The sequence below is a fragment of the Stenotrophomonas sp. 99219_Sma genome (assembly GCF_056480785.1).
Window position 1 is genome coordinate 3,291,744 of record NZ_CM151117.1, and the last position, 18,258, is coordinate 3,310,001.

At 67.3% G+C, this 18,258-nt stretch carries 14 protein-coding genes and 1 tRNA gene; 5 read left to right on the forward strand and 10 right to left on the reverse strand.

Features of this window, described 5'->3' with window-relative positions; translation table 11 throughout:
• Positions 1-26: 26 nt before the first annotated feature.
• Together ACZK13_RS15170 and pmbA are read right to left on the reverse strand one after the other, a co-directional pair.
• On the reverse strand, positions 27-398 hold the full coding sequence (locus ACZK13_RS15170) for a DUF4870 domain-containing protein (protein WP_010482972.1): 372 nt from the start codon (positions 396-398) through the stop codon (positions 27-29).
• Positions 399-485: 87 nt separating this feature from the next.
• Positions 486-1,853, reverse strand: coding sequence for a metalloprotease PmbA (gene pmbA, locus ACZK13_RS15175; RefSeq protein ID WP_125893976.1), 1,368 nt, complete (start codon positions 1,851-1,853; stop codon positions 486-488).
• Between the two features lie 68 nt (positions 1,854-1,921).
• Between pmbA and yjgA the strand changes: the two genes are divergently transcribed.
• On the forward strand, positions 1,922-2,509 hold the full coding sequence (gene yjgA / locus ACZK13_RS15180; RefSeq protein ID WP_049398682.1) for a ribosome biogenesis factor YjgA: 588 nt from the start codon (positions 1,922-1,924) through the stop codon (positions 2,507-2,509).
• Positions 2,510-2,550: 41 nt separating this feature from the next.
• On the opposite strand, the gene tldD is transcribed toward yjgA, so the two are convergent.
• The 4 genes from tldD to ACZK13_RS15200 are packed head-to-tail and all read right to left on the reverse strand — an operon-like array spanning position 2,551 to position 10,030.
• Positions 2,551-3,996 (reverse strand): metalloprotease TldD, encoded by a 1,446-nt coding sequence (gene tldD / locus ACZK13_RS15185; protein WP_049398683.1) that lies wholly within the window; start codon positions 3,994-3,996, stop codon positions 2,551-2,553.
• Between the two features lie 60 nt (positions 3,997-4,056).
• Positions 4,057-7,911 (reverse strand): YhdP family protein, encoded by a 3,855-nt coding sequence (locus ACZK13_RS15190; RefSeq protein WP_125893974.1) that lies wholly within the window; start codon positions 7,909-7,911, stop codon positions 4,057-4,059.
• Positions 7,912-7,941: 30 nt separating this feature from the next.
• Positions 7,942-9,429, reverse strand: coding sequence for a ribonuclease G (gene rng / locus ACZK13_RS15195; protein WP_010482960.1), 1,488 nt, complete (start codon positions 9,427-9,429; stop codon positions 7,942-7,944).
• Positions 9,422-10,030 carry a Maf family nucleotide pyrophosphatase gene (locus ACZK13_RS15200; RefSeq protein WP_032128990.1) on the reverse strand — a complete coding sequence of 203 codons (609 nt, stop codon included), beginning with the start codon at positions 10,028-10,030 and terminating at the stop codon, positions 9,422-9,424. Before ACZK13_RS15200 ends, rng begins: the two co-directional genes overlap by 8 nt.
• A 131-nt stretch (positions 10,031-10,161) precedes the next feature.
• On the opposite strand from ACZK13_RS15200, the gene ACZK13_RS15205 reads away from it, so the two are divergent.
• From ACZK13_RS15205 to ACZK13_RS15220, 4 genes are all read left to right on the forward strand, one after another.
• Positions 10,162-10,899, forward strand: a complete 738-nt coding sequence (locus ACZK13_RS15205) for an SIMPL domain-containing protein (protein ID WP_006382138.1) — start codon at positions 10,162-10,164, stop codon at positions 10,897-10,899.
• 216 nt (positions 10,900-11,115) lie between these two features.
• Positions 11,116-11,766 (forward strand): energy transducer TonB, encoded by a 651-nt coding sequence (locus tag ACZK13_RS15210; protein ID WP_253145410.1) that lies wholly within the window; start codon positions 11,116-11,118, stop codon positions 11,764-11,766.
• A gap of 191 nt (positions 11,767-11,957) precedes the next feature.
• Positions 11,958-14,795, forward strand: coding sequence for a TonB-dependent receptor (locus tag ACZK13_RS15215; RefSeq protein WP_019338628.1), 2,838 nt, complete (start codon positions 11,958-11,960; stop codon positions 14,793-14,795).
• Between the two features lie 138 nt (positions 14,796-14,933).
• Positions 14,934-16,355 (forward strand): basic amino acid/polyamine antiporter, encoded by a 1,422-nt coding sequence (locus ACZK13_RS15220; protein WP_180836607.1) that lies wholly within the window; start codon positions 14,934-14,936, stop codon positions 16,353-16,355.
• Positions 16,356-16,488: 133 nt separating this feature from the next.
• Here the strand turns inward: ACZK13_RS15220 and ACZK13_RS15225 are convergent.
• The 4 genes from ACZK13_RS15225 to nadD form a co-directional block, all read right to left on the reverse strand.
• Positions 16,489-16,565: transfer RNA gene (locus ACZK13_RS15225), tRNA-Asn, on the reverse strand.
• Between the two features lie 22 nt (positions 16,566-16,587).
• Complete coding sequence (gene rlmH / locus ACZK13_RS15230; RefSeq protein ID WP_005418108.1) at positions 16,588-17,058, reverse strand: 23S rRNA (pseudouridine(1915)-N(3))-methyltransferase RlmH; 471 nt, start codon at positions 17,056-17,058, stop codon at positions 16,588-16,590.
• A gap of 64 nt (positions 17,059-17,122) precedes the next feature.
• Positions 17,123-17,533: a ribosome silencing factor gene (gene rsfS / locus ACZK13_RS15235; protein WP_005418109.1), complete on the reverse strand. Its 411-nt coding sequence runs from the start codon at positions 17,531-17,533 to the stop codon at positions 17,123-17,125.
• Positions 17,534-17,591: 58 nt separating this feature from the next.
• Complete coding sequence (gene nadD, locus ACZK13_RS15240; RefSeq protein ID WP_180836606.1) at positions 17,592-18,257, reverse strand: nicotinate-nucleotide adenylyltransferase; 666 nt, start codon at positions 18,255-18,257, stop codon at positions 17,592-17,594.
• Position 18,258: the final 1 nt, after the last annotated feature.

Here is an 18,258-nt window from a genome sequence, read left to right on the forward strand (position 1 = left end):
GTTCTCAATTCCGCATGCCGCCGGTATTACTTGATCAGGCGCAGTGCGAACGGGTAGCGATAGGCTTCGCCGTTGTTGGCCTTGACCGCTGCGATGATGCTGAACACCAGGCTGATGATGCCCACGATCGGGGCCAGGAACACGCCGATGATCACGATGGTCAGGATCATGCTGATGACCATGGCGATGGTCACGGTGATCTGGAAGTTCAGGGCTTCCTTGGCCTGGTCGGTCACGAAGGCCTTGCCCGCGTCATCCTTGTTGATCAGCCAGATGATCAGCGCGCCGATGAAGCCGGTGAAGATGCCCAGCAGGTGGGCAGCCAGGGCCATGGTGCGCTGGTCGGCCGGTACGTCGGTGGTGGCCGGCGGCGGCGGGACGTTATCGAATTCGCTCACGACAAAACTCCTTTTCATTGGGTGGTCTTGACCCACCAGCACCAAGCTGGTTGCGTCAGGCGGGCATAGCTTACGCCATCGACGCCATCAATCATTACCGGCGATGGTCATCCGCCCCAGCAGGATCGAACCGGTCCGGATGTGCGAGCGCGGGTCGACGTCACTGCCGACCGCTTCGATGCTGCTGAACATCTCGCGCAGGTTGCCGGCGATGGTGATGCCATCCACCGGGTACTGGATCTCACCATTCTCGACGCGGAAGCCGCCGGCACCGCGCGAGTAGTCGCCGGTCACCCCGTTCACGCCCTGCCCCATCAATTCGGTCACCAGCAGGCCATCGCCCATCTGCCGGGCGATGTCCTGCAGGGAGCCCGCGTTGGCGGCCAGCTGCAGGTTGTGCACGCCACCGGCATTGGCGGTGGTCTGCAGGCCCAGCTTGCGTGCAGAGTAGCTGCCCAGCACGTAGCGCTGCAGCACGCCGTCACGGACCAGGGCCGAAGCACGCGTGGCCACGCCGTCACCGTCGAAGGCGGCCGAGCGCAGGCCACGGCGCAGGTGGGGCAGTTCCTCGATCTGCATCCAGTCCGGGAACAGCTGCTGGCGAACGCTGTCCAGCAGGAAGCTGGCCTGGCGGTACAGCGCACCGCCGGACACCGCCGACAGCAGGTGTCCAACCAGGCTGCGCGCTACTTCCGGGGCGAACAGCACCGGCATGCTGCCGGTGGCCATCGAGCGAGGCTGCAGGCGGGCGACGGTGCGCTCGGCAGCACGACGGCCGACCAGGCCCACGTCTTCCAGGTCCTCCCGGGCCAACGCGCTGGTGTACCAGCCATCGCGCTGCATGCCATCGCCCTGGCCGGCGATCAGCGCACAGCCCACCGAATGATGGGTGCCACGCTCACGGCCGAAAAAGCCATGCGAATTGGCGTACACCGACAGGCTTTGCATGCTCGAAACCGAGGCGCCGTCGGAATTACGGATCTGCGCATCGGCCTCACGGCCTGCGTTCTCGCAGGCCAGGGCCAGGTCCACCGCCTCGTCGGCCTGCAGCGCCCAGGGGTGCCAGGCATCCAGATCCGGGAAGTCGGAGGCCATCAGCGCGGCCTCGGCCAGGCCGGCAGCCGGGTCATCTTCGGTGTGCCGGGCGATTGCACAGGCCTGCTCGACCGTGGCGGCAAGGCTGGCCTCGTTCAGGTCGCCGGTGCTGGCGCTGCCCTTGCGTTGGCCGAAATAGACGGTGACGGCGATACCGCGGTCACGGGTGGACTGCACGGTCTCCACCTCGCCAAGGCGGACATTGACCTCCAGGCCACGATCCTCGCTGCAGCTGACCTCGGCCTGGCTGGCGCCCAGCGCACGGGCGCGGTCGAGCAGCTGCTGGGAGAGGTCGGCCAGCCGTTCCAGTCGGGCCAGGCTGTCGTCGCCGACAGCGACTTCAGGGGCGATCACGTTCAATGCTTTATCCTGTACGGGTTGGGCCCGGCATCACGCCGGGCGACTTTTTTTGAGATCAGGTAGGAACGATGCGCGGACGCGACGAAGAAACCGGTGAATTCCACGACAAGAGCCGCAGCCAGAACCGGCGCGACGCGCTCGACGTCCTGGCCCTGGGCGAGAAGCTGGTGTCGTTGACCCCGGCCCAGCTGGCACGCCTGCCGATCCCGGAAGACCTGCTGCCGCATATCGCCGAGTGCAAGCGCATCACCGCCCACATCGCCCACAAGCGCCAGCTGGCGTTCCTGGCCAAGCACATGCGCCGCGAAGAAGACGCCACGCTGGATGCGATCCGCGATGCGCTGGACGCCAACAGCGAAACCGGCCGCCGCGAAGTGGCGATGATGCACCGCGCGGAAGACTGGCGCGAGCGCCTGCTGGCCGAGGGTGACAAGGCGCTGGCTGCACTGCTGGACGACTACCCGCAGGCCGACCGCCAGCAGCTGCGCACGCTGGTGCGCAATGCCCAGGCCGAAAAGGCCAGGAACAAGCCGCCACGCGCCTACCGCGAAATCTTCCAGGTGCTGCGCGCCCTGATGCTGCCGGCCGCACTGGGCCTGAAGGCCAGCGCCGAAGACGCCGACCCCGTCGACAGCGACGAAGCCGACGAGGACTGAGTCCGCGCCGGCCTGGGCGGTGGCGCTGGCCATCGCCCGGCTCAGGCCTGGGTACCGCCGACCGTGATGCCCTCGATCAGCAGCGAGGGCTGGCCGACACCCACGGGCACGCTCTGCCCGTCCTTGCCACAGATGCCCACACCCTCGTCCAGGGCCAGATCGTTGCCGACCATGCGCACCTTCTGCATGGTTTCCGGACCGTTGCCGATCAGCGTCGCACCCTTCACCGGCGTGGTGATGCGGCCATCCTCGATCAGGTAGGCCTCAGTGGCCGAGAACACGTACTTGCCGCTGGTGATGTCGACCTGGCCGCCACCGAAGTTGACTGCGTACAGGCCCTTCTTCACCGAACGGATCATTTCCTGTGGGTCGTGCTGGCCGGCGCGCATGTAGGTGTTGGTCATGCGCGGCATGGTCAGGTGCGCGAACGATTCGCGGCGGCCGTTGCCGGTCGGCGCCATGCCCATCAGCCGTGCGTTGAGGCTGTCCTGCATGTAGCCGACCAGGATGCCGTCCTCGATCAGGGTGGTGCACTGGCTCGGGTGGCCTTCATCGTCGATGTTCAACGAACCACGGCGTCCGTCCAGCGTGCCGTCATCGACGATGGTCACGCCCGGGGCGGCAACGCGCTCGCCGATGCGGCCCGCGTAGACGCTGGTGCCCTTGCGGTTGAAGTCGCCTTCCAGGCCGTGGCCGACCGCTTCATGCAGCAGCACGCCGGGCCAGCCCGGACCAAGCACCACCGGCATCACCCCGGCCGGTGCCGGAACGGCGTCCAGGTTCACCAGCGCCTGGCGCAGCGCCTCGCGGGCAAAGGCCTCGGGGCGGCCGTCGGCGAACAGCTCCTCATACCCGTAGCGGCCACCACCGCCGGCATAGCCGGACTCGCGGCGGCCGTTGTGCTCGACGATCACCTGCACGTTCAGGCGCACCAGCGGGCGCACGTCAGCGCCCAGCACACCGTCGCTGCGGGCGATAAGTACCGTATCGACGCCGCCGGACAGGCTCACCATCACCTGCTTCACGCGCGGGTCGGCGGCGCGCAGGTAGCCATCCAGGCGCTTGAGCACCTCGACCTTGGCCTCGTTGCCGATGCCATCGATCGGGTCCAGCGCCGGGTACAGCGCACGCGCGTTGCCGCGCAGCAGCGACCGCCCGGACTGGGCGCCACCTTCACGCGAGATCGCACGCGCCGACTGCGCCGCCGTCAGCAGCGCATCGGCATGGATGTCGTCGGAGTAGGCGAAGCCGGTCTTCTCGCCGGAAATCGCCCGCACGCCCACGCCCTGCTCGATGGAATGGGCGCCGTCCTTGACGATGCCGTCTTCCACGCTCCAGCTCTCGCGGCGGGCATGCTGGAAATAAAGGTCGCCGAAGTCCACACCGGGGCCGAGCAGCTGGCCGAAGGTGCGCTCCAGGCCAGCGGTATCCAGGCCGCCGGGGCGCAGCAGGCGGTCTTGGGCAAGCGTCAGGGCGATATCAGTCATGGTTCTCGATCTGGGGATGCGGGGGCGCTCAGGCAAGCCCCGTGAACAGGAAAGCCGCGCTCAACGCGAGCGCGGCAGGCCGGTGACGGTCGGCGGAATGGCCGGCGCCGGTGCCGGTACGGGTGGCGGAGCCTTGTCGCGGCTGCGCTCGATCACTTCCACCTTCGGTTCCTTCCATGGACCGGTCACCTTGTAGGTCCGGGCGCCAATCTCGCCCAATGGCTTGGACAATACCGCATTGGTGGCCGCGCCCAGCGCCGCCCCCACCGGGCCACCGGCGACCGCACCCACCACGGTCAGCAGATTGCCTGCACGCGGGTTGACGTCGATGGTCTGGTCGAACTGCTGGTTACGCAGGTCGGCCTGGCCGCGGATGGTGATGTTGGCTGCCGGGCCTTCGATCAGCACCTTGTCGGTGCGCGCCATGCCCTGGCCGAACTGCATGCTGCCGTCGATCTGGTTGAACGCGAAGCCCTTGGAGAAGAAGTCGCGGAAGTCGAACATCAGGCGCCGCGGCAGCTGGGTGACACTGAGCAGGCCCAGCACCCGGCCAGCGCCCGGTTCCAGCTCCAGCAGCTGGCCGTTGCGCGCGTGCAGGTCCAGGCGGCCCTGCAGGTTGCCCAGCTGGAAGTCCGACGGCCCCCCACTCCACGTGGCCTGCAGCTGCGCCTGGCCGGAACCGCCACGCAGCTGGCCGCCGTAGTCGAGGTTCTGCATCAATCCGCCCAGGTCCTCGCTGCGCACCTGTGCGGTCAGCTCGGTGCGGGCACCACTGGTGCGGCCCAGCCAGCGACCGCTGATGTCGATCTCCTGGTCGGGCGCACGGAAGCGCAGCTCGTCCACGTTCAGGCCATTGGCCAGCGGCCGCGTACGCAGTACCGCCTGGCCCAGCACCACCTTGCCGAACTTCAGGTCGGCGATGTCCAGCGCGAACGGCGGCAGCTTGGCCGGGTCCATGTCGTTGGCGCCGGCCTGTACCCGTGCCGGTGCGGCCGATGCACCCGGAGCCGCCGGCAGGGATTGCCAGTGCACGCGGTCGAGCTGGCCACTGATGGTGCCGCCGTCTGCATTGGGGACGGTCAGGCGCCCGGCCAGCGACGGGCCGTCCAGGCGCACATCCAGTGCCTGCGCGCCCGGGCGCAGCTGCAACCGGGTCTGCTCGAACACGCCACCGATCAGCTTCAACTGGCCGACCTGCACGTCCACCGCACGCAGCGGCATGGCGTCGTCATCACTGCCACCCCGCGCCAGACTGATCCACTCCAGAGCGTCCAGGGTCGGGCTGCGGCCATTGACGGTCAATCCGCTCGGCGGCGGCTCGCGGTCGACATGGTCGCTGCCCAGCGTCACCTGCACACCGGTCTGGTTGTTGTGGCTGCGTGCGGCCAGCGCCAGGCGCTGGCCGAACGCAACGTCGATGCGGCCGGCCCCCATCGGCAGCTGTGCAGCCACGGTGGTCGCCAATGGCTCGGCAGCCGGTTTGTCCAGCGGCGCCGGCAGGTCCAGCCGGGTCCCGACCAGATCGGAGCTCAACCGCAGCTCGCTGGGCGGCGCAGGCGCCCCTGGAGCGACCTTGGGCAGGCTGACCGCGATGGTCCACGGCGAGGTTCCGGTGATGTAGGGCTTGAGCCAGGCCATCTCCGGCGCGCGGTCGATCAGCACGCCAGCATCCAGCGTGGCCGACAGCTGCGATTCGAAGGCCAGTCTGCTGTCGTGCACGTAGCCACCGGCACGCAGGCTCAGGCGACCGTCCTGGCCGAGGTGGCGCACCGACAGTGCCTCGGCATCGAAACCGCCATTGCTGTAGCGCGCCTGCCCCTGCATGTTGTCGAAGGCGAGCTGGAAGCGCTTGTCGACCAGCTTCACGCCGGCCAGATCGACCGTCCCCTGCAGGTGGCCGCCACCTTCATCGTGGTGCAGTGGCTGCAGCAGATCGAAGGTCACATGCGCCGGGCCGGCAGCAGTGAGGTTGTCCAGGGTGTCGCCATAATCCTTGTGCAGCGGGCTCTGCCGCAGCATCGCCAGCAGCTTGCCCGCCTCGCTCTGCGCATCGGCGCGCACATACAGCGGCTGCTGCCCGAAATCCGGAATGCCCGCCTCGAACTTCTGCACCGCCACACCGGCCAGATCGCCGCGCCCATGCATGTCGAAGCCGGGGCCGATGAAGGCGATATCGGCGTCGACCTGGCTCATCAACGGCCAATCGTGCTGGAAACGGATGTCACCGTTGGTGATATGGCCGGTGGCCTCGAAGCGGCCATCGTTATTGTCGAACGGCCAGTCGTCCAGGTCGCCACTGACCAGGCCGATGCCATTGCGCACCTGGCCGCCGGCCAGCGCCATGTCCAGCCAGTCGGTGGCGCCCTTGCTCATCTTGGAGTGGATCCAGAAGCGCTTGGCCGCGGTCATCGGCACGTCGTCCAGCTTGGCCGCCAGCTGCAGCCACGGCCGCGTACCGTCGCCCTGGAACCAGACACCACCGCGCACGTCGGCCGCATAGTCGGTGCCTTCCACGCGCATCGCCGCAGTACCGATACGCCAACCACCGCCCTCGTCGCGCCAGCCCACCACCTGTCCCGCCAGATGCAGGTCATGACGCACACCAAAGCCGGTCGGCCAATCGAACTGCAGCTGCCGTTGCGGCTGCAACTGCAGGCTGAAGCCATCCGCGTCGCCTTCGAAGCGCCCGCCCAGGCCGCGCAGGCCGGGCGAATTGCCCACGCTGGCGAAGCCCAGCGACTGCAGTTCGCCCTGCGCCCACAGCGGGCCATCGCGATCGCCCGCCAGCTGCAACTCGCGCACATCCAGCTGCGGCCTGGACAGGAACAGCCAGCGACGCAGGCCCGGTTCGAGACGATCGCTCAGGGCCAGCGCACGCAGCGCGGTGCCGGCCTGCACTTCGCCAGAACGGACCCGCAGCTGCTTGCCAAGCTGCAGCTGCAGGCCATCGAGCTGCTGCTCGCCCTCTTCGGTTTTCAGGCGCAGGCGCGGCACCTGCAACGCCCAGCCATCAGCCTGGCGCTGCCAGCGCAGGCGTGCCTGCAACCGCTGCAGCTGCAGCTGCGGAGCCGCCATCGAGGGCATCGGTGCGCCATCGATGCGGACATCACGCAGGTCCGAATCGGTGGTCACCGCCACCGGCGCGAAATCGCGCAGGGTCAGCCACAGGTTGAGTTCGCCCTTGCCTTCGCGCAGGCGCACACCGCCGGCCGCCAGCAGCGGCGACCAGGCATGGAAATCGACCGGATCGGCGCCCAGCCAGGTCTGGCCATTGCCGCGCACGCGGTCCACGTCCAGCACCGCCGTCAACGGCAGCGCTTCGGTCTGGGCCCAGGCACGCACGCCTACACGCAGGCGGTCGCCATTGACCCGCAGGCGCACGTCGATGCGTGGCAGCGTGGTGTCGATTCCCAGCCCCGGCGCATGCACGCCCAGGCGGCCTCCGATCACCTGCAGTTCGCCCAGCCGGCGCAGCGCATCCAGCGGGTCCCCGCCATTGGCGGCCTGCGGCAGGCCGCGTACCGACCAGCGACCGTCCTCGCCCTGCTGCAGGTCGAGCGCCAGGCCACGCAGGCGCAGCTCGGTCAGCGACCGGCCAGGCAACAGGCCGCTGTACATCGATACCAGCACTTCGGCCTCGCCGATCGCCAGGCCCTGGCCGGCGCCGATGCGCAGGCCCTTGAGCTGCAGCAGCGGGCCGCGCCGGGTCCAGGCGGTCTGCAGCTGGTCGAAACGCACCGGCTGGCCAGCGCGTTCACTCAGCCAGGCGGCAATCCTGTCGGGATGGCGCTCGGCCAGCGGCAGCAGCTGGCTGAGGGTGCCCACCAGCAGTGCAAGCCCGACCAGGCCCACCGCGCAGGCGGCAATGAAATGACGGCGGATCCTTCGCAGTCGCAGGCGCGGCGGCGCGCTCATCGGCCACCGCCGGCCTGCGGCCGGCGAGGATCAGAGCAGAACGACATCGAATTGCTCCTGCAGGTACTGCTCGTCCGCCTGGAAGCGGATGCTCTTGCCGAGGAATTCCTCCAGCTCGGCCACCGCCGCGGATTCCTCGTCGGTGATGCGCGCGACCACCTTGGTCGACGCGATCACCAGCAGGCGCGCGGCATCGAACTGGCGCACGGCACGGGTGATCTCGCGGAAGATCTCGTAGGTCACCGTCTCGGTGGTCTTGATGCTGCCGCGGCCGCTGCACTGCGGGCAGGTTTCCGACAGCTGGCGCTCCAGGCTTTCCACCGTGCGCTTGCGGGTCATCTCCACCAGGCCCAGTGGCGAGAAGTCGTACACCGTGGTCTTGGCATGGTCGCGGGCCAACGCCTTTTCCAGGGTGCGCAGCACCTGGCGGCGATGCTCGGCATCGTCCATGTCGATGAAATCGATGATGATGATGCCGCCCAGGTTGCGCAGCCGCAGCTGCCGTGCCACCGCCTGTGCCGCTTCCAGGTTGGTGCGGAACACCGTCTCTTCCAGGTTGCGCTGGCCGAGGAACGAACCGGTGTTGACGTCGATGGTGGTCATCGCCTCGGTCTGGTCGATCACCAGGTAGCCACCGGATTTCAGCGGCACCTGCTTGTCCAGCGCGCGGCCGATCTCGTCCTCCACCCCGAACATGTCGAAGATCGGGCGATCACCGCTGTACAGCTCGATCTTCTCGGCCAGCACCGGCATGTACTTGGCAACAAAGGCCTGCAACTGCGCGAAGGTCTCCTTGGAGTCCACCTTCACCTTGTCAACGTCCTTGCGGATCAGGTCGCGTACCGATCGCAGCGGCAGGCTCAGGTCTTCATAGATGTTGCTGCACGAGGCCGCTTCGCGGCCACGACGCTCGACCACGTTCCAAACGCGCGACAGGTAGGCGATGTCCTCGGCGATGGCCTCTGCCGGCTGGCCCTCGGCATTGGTACGCACGATGTAGCCGTAGCCCCCGTGCTGCGCCGACAGTTCGGTCACCAGCGCCTTCAGGCGGGCGCGCTCGGTTTCATCCTCGATGCGTGCGGAAACGCCCACGACCTTGGATTGCGGCAGCAGCACCATGTAGCGCGAGGGAATGCTGATCTGGGTGGTCAGGCGTGCGCCCTTGGTCCCGATCGGGTCCTTCACCACCTGCACCACGATGTCCTGGCCGTCGCGCAGCAGCTCGACGATCGGCACGCTGGATGGCGGCGGCAGCGTGGTGTTCTCGGTATCGGCACTGGCCACCGGCGCCGGCCGCACCACGTCGTTGGCATGCAGGAACGCGGCACGCTCCAGCCCGACTTCGACGAAGGCGGCCTGCATGCCGGGCATCACCCGCTGCACCTTGCCCTTGTAGATGTTGCCGACCACACCCCGGCGCCAACCGCGCTCGATGTGCAGTTCCTGCAGCATGCCGTTCTCGATCACCGCGACCCGGGTTTCGCGCGGGGTCACATTGACCAGGATTTCCTCAGACATCGGCAGCCTCCCTGGCGGCATCGGCAGTTGTGGCCGGCACGCCGCAGCGCGCCAGCAGACGATCGGTATGCAGCAATGGCAGCCCCATGACGCCGGAGTAGCTGCCGGAAAGATGTTCGATCCAGCGCTCGGCCCCGCCCTGGATGGCGTAGGCCCCGGCCTTGTCCAACGGCTCGCCGGTGGCCACGTAGGCGGCGATGTCGGCAGCGTCGATCGGGGCGAAGGTCACTTCGGAAATGACCAGTTCGCTGTCCAGCCCGTCCGCGCCGACCACCACCACGGCGGTCATCACCTGATGGGTGCGCCCGGCAAGGCGCGCCAGCATCGCCCGCGCATCGGCGGCGTCAGTGGGCTTTCCGAACACGTCACCATCCAGCACCACCTCGGTGTCCGAGCCGAGCACGCGCGCCTGCGGGTCATCGGCCAGCACCCGGGCCAGCCCGGCGCGCGCCTTGTCGGCGGCGACCCGGCAGACATACTGTTCGGCGCTTTCAGCGGGCGCGCGCTGCTCGACGACCTCCAGGTCCAGGGCCTGGAAGGGGCGTCCGAGTCGGGCCAGCAGCTGGTTGCGTCGGGGGGAGCGGGAAGCAAGATAGAGCATCGGCACAGCATAACCTGAGGCCGCCACCTGAATCGTCGGCAACCCGTCCCGGAACGTGCGCAACCCCGAACGGGCTCACAGCGCGTTCATCGCTACGACACCACCCTCAACGGCACAACAAGGAGTTCTCCATGCGCCTGACCGCCACCCCGCTGCTGCTCGCCCTGTCCCTCGCCCTTGGAACCTCGATGACCGCCCATGCTGCCCCGTCGTCGCCGTCGATCGCCGCCCCGGCCGAAGGCACCCTGCTGAACATCTCGGCCAATGCCGAGGCGACCCGCGTGCCGGACGTGGCCACCCTATCGGCCGGTGTGGTCACCCAGGCCGCCGATGGCAACAGCGCCATGCGCCAGAACGCCCAGCAGATGGACAAGGTACTGGCCGCGATCAAGGCCGCCGGCATCGCCGAGCGCGACGTGCAGACCAGTGGCGTCAGCCTCAATCCGCAGTACCGCTATGCCGACAACGAAGCACCGAAGATCACCGGCTACCAGGCCAGCAACACGGTCAGCCTGAAGGTGCGTGACATCGCCAAGCTGGGCAAGGTGCTGGATGCACTGGCTGCGCAGGGCGCCAACCAGATCAACGGCCCCAGCTTCGAGATCGACCAGCCGGAACCGGTCTACGACGAAGCCCGCCTGGCTGCACTGAAGAAGGCCCAGGCCCGCGCCCAGACCTATGCGAAGTCGCTGGGCCTGCAGGTGCGCCGCATCGTCAGCATTTCCGAGAACGCCGGCGGCGGCTACCGCCCGATGCCGATGATGCGGGCCATGTCGGCCGGCGCGGCGATGGACAAGGCCACCCCGGTCGCACCGGGTGAATCGACCGTCTCGGTCAACCTGGACGTGGTGTTCGAACTGGGTCGCTGATCCCGTTCGCCATTGCCGACAAAGGCGGATCCCGCAGGGGATCCGCCTTTTTCATGCCCGGAGCCGGCGTTGGCTGAAGGCCAGCCCAACGATCGCCCCCCTGCCTCTAGGCAGTGGCTGCCCTGTCGCGCTACTGATGGACTGCCAGCCGCGTGCGGCAACCCCGCCGCGGGCCCTGGTGCGTTGAGGACTTCGTCACTGGCATGGAGGTGGACCATGGTTCGTACGTATCCCGTTGCATCCCCGCACTTCGACCCCGCCCGCGTTGCCGCCTGGAGCGCGGCCATCGCCCTGCATCTGCTGGCCTTCCTGTTGCTGCTGATCCCGGCGACCTACCAAGCCGTGCAGGTCCCACGTGACAAGACTGCGGTCAGGCTGATCGAGAAGATCCCGCCACCGCCCACGCCGCCGGTTCCGATCCCGCCGAAAGAGATCGTCCAGGTGGTGCCGAAACCCCGGACGCAGCCGGTAGCACCGCCACTGCCTGCACCCACCGCGACCGTGGAGGAGACCCAGGGCATCGCACTGCCGGCCGCCGAACCGGCCCCGCCCCAGCTGGCACCGAGCATCGATACCTCCACGCCTCTGGCCGGCGCCCAGCTGCAGTACCGCAACGCCCCGCCGCCGGCCTACCCGCTGGCGGCACTGCGCAACCGCGAGCAGGGGACGGTGCTGTTGCGGGTAGAGGTGGACTCCCACGGGCAGCCGGCGGTGGTCAGCATCGAGCGCAGCAGTGGCTCGCGCAGCCTGGACCAGGCCGCACGCCAGCAGGTGCTCAGGCACTGGCGCTTCGAGCCGGCCCAGCGTGATGGCGTGGCCGTGCCGGCCATCGGCATGGTGCCGGTGCAGTTTTCGCTGCCGGACTGAGGTGATCGCCGGCCCGGCTGCTTGCCGGGCCGGCGCTTCCGTCCGGGCGGGTACGGACGGAACAGGATCAACTGTTATTGATTAAGCAAAAATTCACGACTTCGTCACCTGTCGGAAACCTAGATTGGTCCGTCCCGGAATCTTCCGGAGACAGCCCTCAACGCTACGGTTTTCCAGTTAGGAGAGAAGCTGTGAAACACCTGATCCAACGGCCCGCCAGCCGCCGCCGCACCACCCTGGCATCGTCCATCACCCATATCCTTACCGGCGGCACGCTGCTGCTGGTTGGCGCCGTGGCTTCCACCTCCGCTTTCGCGCAGGAAAAGGCCACCAACCTGGACCGCATCACGGTCACCGGTTCGAACATCCCGCGCACCAACACTGAAACACCGTCCCCGGTGCAGGTGGTGACCCGCCAGGAAATCGACCGTACGGGCAAGACCACGGTTGCCGAGTACCTGCAGACCATCACCGCCAATGGCGCCGGCTCGATTCCCAAATCGTTCGGCAACGGCTTCGCCGGTGGTGGCGCCGGCATTTCGCTGCGTGGCCTGGGCGCGGGTTCGACCCTTGTGCTGTTGAATGGCCGCCGCATGGCCACCTACGGCCTGGCCGATGACGGCCAGAAGGTCTTCACCGACCTGAGCACCATCCCGCTCGACGCCGTTGAACGTGTGGAAGTGCTGAAGGATGGCGCGTCGGCGATCTATGGTTCCGACGCCATCGCCGGCGTGGTCAACATCATCCTGCGCAGCGACTTCCAGGGCGCGATCCTTCGCGGCTCCTACGGCCTGTCCGGCGACAGCGATGGCGATACCAAGAAGGCGACCCTGACCGCCGGTACCGGCGACATGGCCACCGACGGCTGGAACGCTTTCTTCAGCCTTGACGTCGGCAAGAGCGACGCGATCAAGATCAGCGACCGCAAGAACCGCAAGTGGATCGGCACCGGCGACACCCGCCAGTGGGGCTATGGCAACAATGCCCAGTTCCTGGGCGGCGCCTTCCTCAGCGGCAAGACCCGCGGCGGCGTTGGTCCCAATGGCTCGGTGTACGACGACCGCAATGTCACCGACACGAATCCGGCCACCCTCGTACCGCTGCCGGGCTGCCAGGGCTTGACCACCATCGGTGGCCAGACCGACGCCTCTGTCGCCGCGCAGGGCTGCCTGTGGGATCCGGCACAGCTGTATCGCGATATCTCGCCGGAAGAGAAGTACGTCAACGTGTTCGGCCGCGCCAGCTTCGCGTTCGGTGAAGGTGGCGAAATCTACACCGAGATCGGCTACTCGAAGAAGGAAACCACCTTCAGCAACACGCCGTCCGCCGCGTCCGGCGGCTGGGGTTATCCCGGCGGCCCGGTCAACGGCAACAGCGGTCCGGGCGCCGTGGTGCTTGGTCCCAACCATCCTGACCGGCCTGCCGGCCTCGGTACTGGCCCGTTGCGCCTGCGCTATAGCGCTTGGGACGTCGGCCCCCGCGTGACCGACAACACCAACGAGTTCAATCGTTTCCTGGTCGGCGTCAAGGGCAACTGGGGTGATTGGAGCTACGACACCGCCTACCTGCACTCGGGCACCGACCTGGTCAACGAGCGCACCGGCTTCCTGCGCTACAGCGCCGTGAAATGTGCACTGGGTGACGCGAACTGTGCCGGTGGCGTATGGCGCATTGGCGACAATGCCAACCTGAACTCCCAGGCGCTGTATGACTACATCTCGCCGAAGATCAGCGCACGTGCCAAGTCCAGCCTGGATATGTTCGACTTCACCGTGTCGCGCAGCCTGATGGACCTGAAGGGTGGCCCGCTGGGCCTGGCGATCGGTACCGAGTGGCGCAAGACCAGCAACAGCCTGACCCCGCAGACCTACACCGACACGGGTGACATCATCGGCCTGGGCTACTCGGCCTACGACGGCACCCAGAACGTGTACGCCGGTTACGTCGAACTGTCGGCACCGGTGTTGGAGCAATTGGAACTGTCCGCTGCCCTGCGCTACGACAAGTATGAAAGTGGTGAAGGCAAGGCCACGCCGAAGCTGGGTGTGAAGTGGACGCCGGCCGACTGGATCGCCCTGCGCGCCAGCTACGCCGAAGGCTTCCGTGCACCGAACCCGGCCGAGAACGGCGACGGTGGCCTGGCCGCGTTCTCCACGGCCTCGGATCCGATCCGTTGCCCGGACGGTGAAAACCCTGCCCCGGGCGCTTCGCCGGACGACTGCGGCTCGCAGTCGGTTGCGATCATCACCCGTCCGAACAAGGACCTGAAGCCGGAAGAGTCGAAGAGCTACTCGGTGGGTATCGTGCTGCAGCCTACCCGCTCCACCTCGCTGACCGTCGATGCGTGGGAGATCAAGCGCACCAACGAGATCGCCCAGGGCGATACCGATGACGCGATCCGGGCTGGCAACGTCCTGCGCGACAACAACCTGCTCAACGGCGTCGCCGGTACCGGCAGCATCCTGGCCGTCAACACCGCCTACATCAACGCCAGTTCCTCGCGCGTTCGCGGTATCGACACCGACATCCGCCAGACCTTCGATATCGGCCCGGGCCAGCTGGAGATGGATCTGCAGTGGAGCCACCTGCTGAAGTTCGAGCGCACCAGCGGTACCAGCACCGATGACTTCCTGGGCACGCACGGCAACTGCGACGTGACCAACTGCATCGGCACGCCGAAGGACCGCATCAACTTCGGTACCACCTGGAAGCAGGGCCCGTGGAGTGTCAGCGGCGTGGCCAACTACATCTCCAGCATGGAAAACACCGACAAGCGCGGCGGCAAGTACCAGTTCTTCTATGCCGACGGCTCGCCGGTGAAGAAGATCTCTTCGTTCACCACCTTCGACCTTTCCGGCCGCTGGGCAATCACCGAAGCGTTCGAGCTGAATGCTTCGGTCGAGAACGTCTTCGACCGCATTGCTCCGCTGGATCCGCTGACCTATGGCGGCGTGAACTACAACCCGATGCACTTCAGTGGTGCCATCGGTCGCTACTTCACCGTCGGTGCCAAGTACACCTTCAAGTAATACAGGCAACACCTTTCAACGCAGCAACTTCGAAGGCCCGGGCAGCTGCCCGGGCCTTCGTCGTTCCGCCCCTTGCAGGCATGTTCACGGGCACATGGCTACCGTGTGCACGCGGCATCACCGCCGCAGGGGATCTGCATGGCCGCAACTTCGCAACGCCTGGGCCTGCCCGCGTTGACTGCACTGGTGGTCGGCTCGATGGTCGGCGCCGGCATCTTTTCATTGCCGCAGAACGTGGCGCGCAGCGCCGGGCCTGCCGCCGCGCTGATCGGCTGGGCCCTGAGCGGCGCGGGCATGCTGATGCTGGCCTTCGTATTCCAGGCCCTGGCCAACCGCCGGCCTGATCTCGATACCGGCATCTACGCATACGCACGCGAAGGCTTCGGCAACTACATCGGCTTCTCCGCTGCGTGGGGCTACTGGGTTGCCTCGGTGCTCGGCAACGCCAGCTTCTTCGTGCTGATCTTCAGTGGCCTGGGCCACTTCATGCCCGTGTTCGGCGAAGGCAATACCCCGGCCGCCGTGGCCGCATCGTCATTGCTGTTGTGGACCGTGCACCTGTTGGTGCTGCGTGGCCTGCGCACTGCCGCCATCGTCAACGGCCTGGTGACCGTGGCCAAGCTGCTGCCGATCGCCCTGTTCCTGGTCCTGGCCGCCGGCGCGTTCCGCATGGACGTGTTCCGCGCCGATTTCCTCGGCGCGCCTGCACTCGGCGACCTCGGCCAGCAGCTGCGCGGCATGATGCTGGTGACCGTGTGGGTGTTCATTGGCATCGAGGGCGCCAGCATCTACTCGCGGCGCGCCGCACGCCGTGCCGACGTGGGTCGCGCCACGGTGATCGGCTTCCTCGGCGTGTGGCTGCTGCTGGTGCTGGTCAGCCTGTTGTCGATGGGCGTGCTGTCGCAGGCGGAACTGGCCGGACTGCCCAATCCGTCGATGGCCTATGTGCTGCGTGCCATTGTCGGCGAATGGGGCGCGACGGTGATCATCATCGGTTCGATCATCTCCGTTCTCGGTGCATTGCTGGCCTGGGTGCTGCTGTGTGCCGAAGTGCTCTATGCCGCCGCAGGTGACGGCACCATGCCGGCCTTCCTGGGGCGTGAGAACGCGCGCGGGGTGCCGGCCAATGCACTCTGGTTGAGCAACGGGCTGATCCAGTTGTTCCTGCTGCTGGTGCTGGTCAATTCCGGCAGCTATACCGGGCTGGTGCTGCTGGCCGCGTCGATGAGCCTGGTGCCCTACTTCCTGTCCACGGCATTCGGCGTACAGCTGGCCTGGCGTGGGCAGGCCTATGCCGATGAACCAGGCGTGCGCTGGCGCGATTTCGTGGTCGCACTGCTGGCCAGCGCCTATGCGCTGTGGCTGGTGTATGCCGGCGGCCTGGACAACCTGCTGCTGTCGGTACTGCTGTACGTGCCCGGCGTGGTGTTGTTCGCATTGACCCGGCACCAACGCGGCGAACAGGTATTTACGCGTTGGGAAGGGGTACTGTTCGCTGCGATCCTGGTTGTGGCGGTTGCTACGCTGGTGGCGTTCTGGCGAGGCAATCTCGGGCTGTAGACCCGAGCCCAGGCTCGGCTGGGTTCATCCGCAGCAGCCGAGCATGGCTCGGCTCCACAACAGCAGTCGCGCAAGCTCGCCCCTACAAAGACGCAAAAAAAAACCTGCATCTCGCGATGCAGGTTTTTCAAGGTGGCGCCCGAAGTTGGACTCGAACCAACGACCCCCTGATTAACAGTCAAGTGCTCTAACCGGCTGAGCTATTCGGGCAGACGACTAGTATAACCACTCTTCACGCGCGATGGTAGGGGTGATTGGCAATCATTGCGGCAGCCCGATACAGCTGCTCGGCCACCACCAGGCGCACCAGCATGTGCGGCAGCGTCAGCGGGCCGATCGACCACTTCTCATCGGCCAGCGCGGACACCTCCGGCGAATGCCCTTCCGGGCCACCGATCAGGAACGCCAGGTCCCTTCCCTGCCCGCGCCAGTGTTCCAGGCGCTGTGCCAGCTGTTCGGAACTCAGCTGTCGCCCTGGCACATCCAGCGCCACTACATAGGCATTCTTCGGCAGCGCAGCGATGACCCGCTTGCCTTCATCTTCGGTGGCGCGACGCGGATCGCGCCCCTTGCCACGCAGGCCGGGCTCGATTTCCACCAGCTCGAACGGCAGCCAGTGCGACAGCCGCTTCTGGTACTCGGCGAAGCCCTGCGCCACCCAGCTGGGGGCGCGTTCACCGGTGGCGATCAGGCGGGCTTTCATCAACGGTCCTCCAAAACGTCGACGGCGCCATCGGCGCCGTCGAAGGGATGCATCAACGCGTGGCTCAGGCCACTTCGTCGTCGCTGGACGGCGGCTGGTCGCCGACGGTCCACAGGCGCTCGAGAGCGTAGAACTCACGCACGCGCGGCAGCATCACATGGACGATCACGTCGCCCAGGTCGACCAGCACCCACTCGGCTTCGCGCTCGCCTTCCACGCCCAGCGGCATCACGTCGATGTTCTTGGCGAAGCGCACGACTTCGTCGGCAATCGACTTGACGTGGCGGGTCGAGGTGCCCGAAACGACGATCATGTAGTCGGCAACGCTGGACCGGCCGCGCACGTCGATCTCGACCAGGTCCTTGGCCTTCAGGTCTTCGGTGGCTTGGCGGACGCTGGCCAGCAGTTCCGGCACGGACGGCGGCGGGCTGGGCAGATCGACCTTGATGGTCTGGGGCTGGGTCTGGTTGCTCAAAGTGGATCGACTCGATAAACGTGGGGGCGATTATACGGGGATGGCGCCGCTGCGCCATTCACGGCCTGCCCGGGCGGTACAGCCCGTGTGCAGCCACATAGTCCGCCACGCCGGGTGGCAGCAGGGCGCGCCAGGGGCCGCCGGCGGCGATCTGCGAGCGCACGGCGCTGGCCGATTCCTCGCGCAGCGGGTGGTGCAGGCGCAGGATGCGCCCGGCCGGGCTGGCGAACAGGGCCTGCTCGGTGTCGGCCCAACGCCCTTCCAGCGCCCGGCCCAGCTCGCCATCCACCGCGGCCTGCAACGGACTACCCGGGCGCTCCGCCACCACGAAATGAGCCAGCCCGAACAGCGCCTCCCATTCGTGCCAGCTGGACAGGCCAAGCAGGCTGTCGGCGCCGACCAGCCAGGCCAGCGGCCGGCTCGGCCCCAGCTCGCCGCGCAGCTCGCGCAGGGTGTCCACGGTGTAGGACGGCCGACCGGGGAAACGTGCCGCGCGATCCAGCTCGCGCCGGTCCAGCAGCAGGCCCGGTTCGTCGCCGATGGCCAGCGACAGCATGGTGCAGCGCTGCTCGGCCGTGGCGCCGGGCACGGCACGGTGCGGCGGATCGGCGGCCGGCAGCATGCGCACGGCAACCTGCAGTTCATCACGGGCAGCCCGCGCGATCGCCAGGTGCCCGAGGTGCACCGGATCGAAGGTGCCCCCGTAGTAGATCCGCAGGCTCATT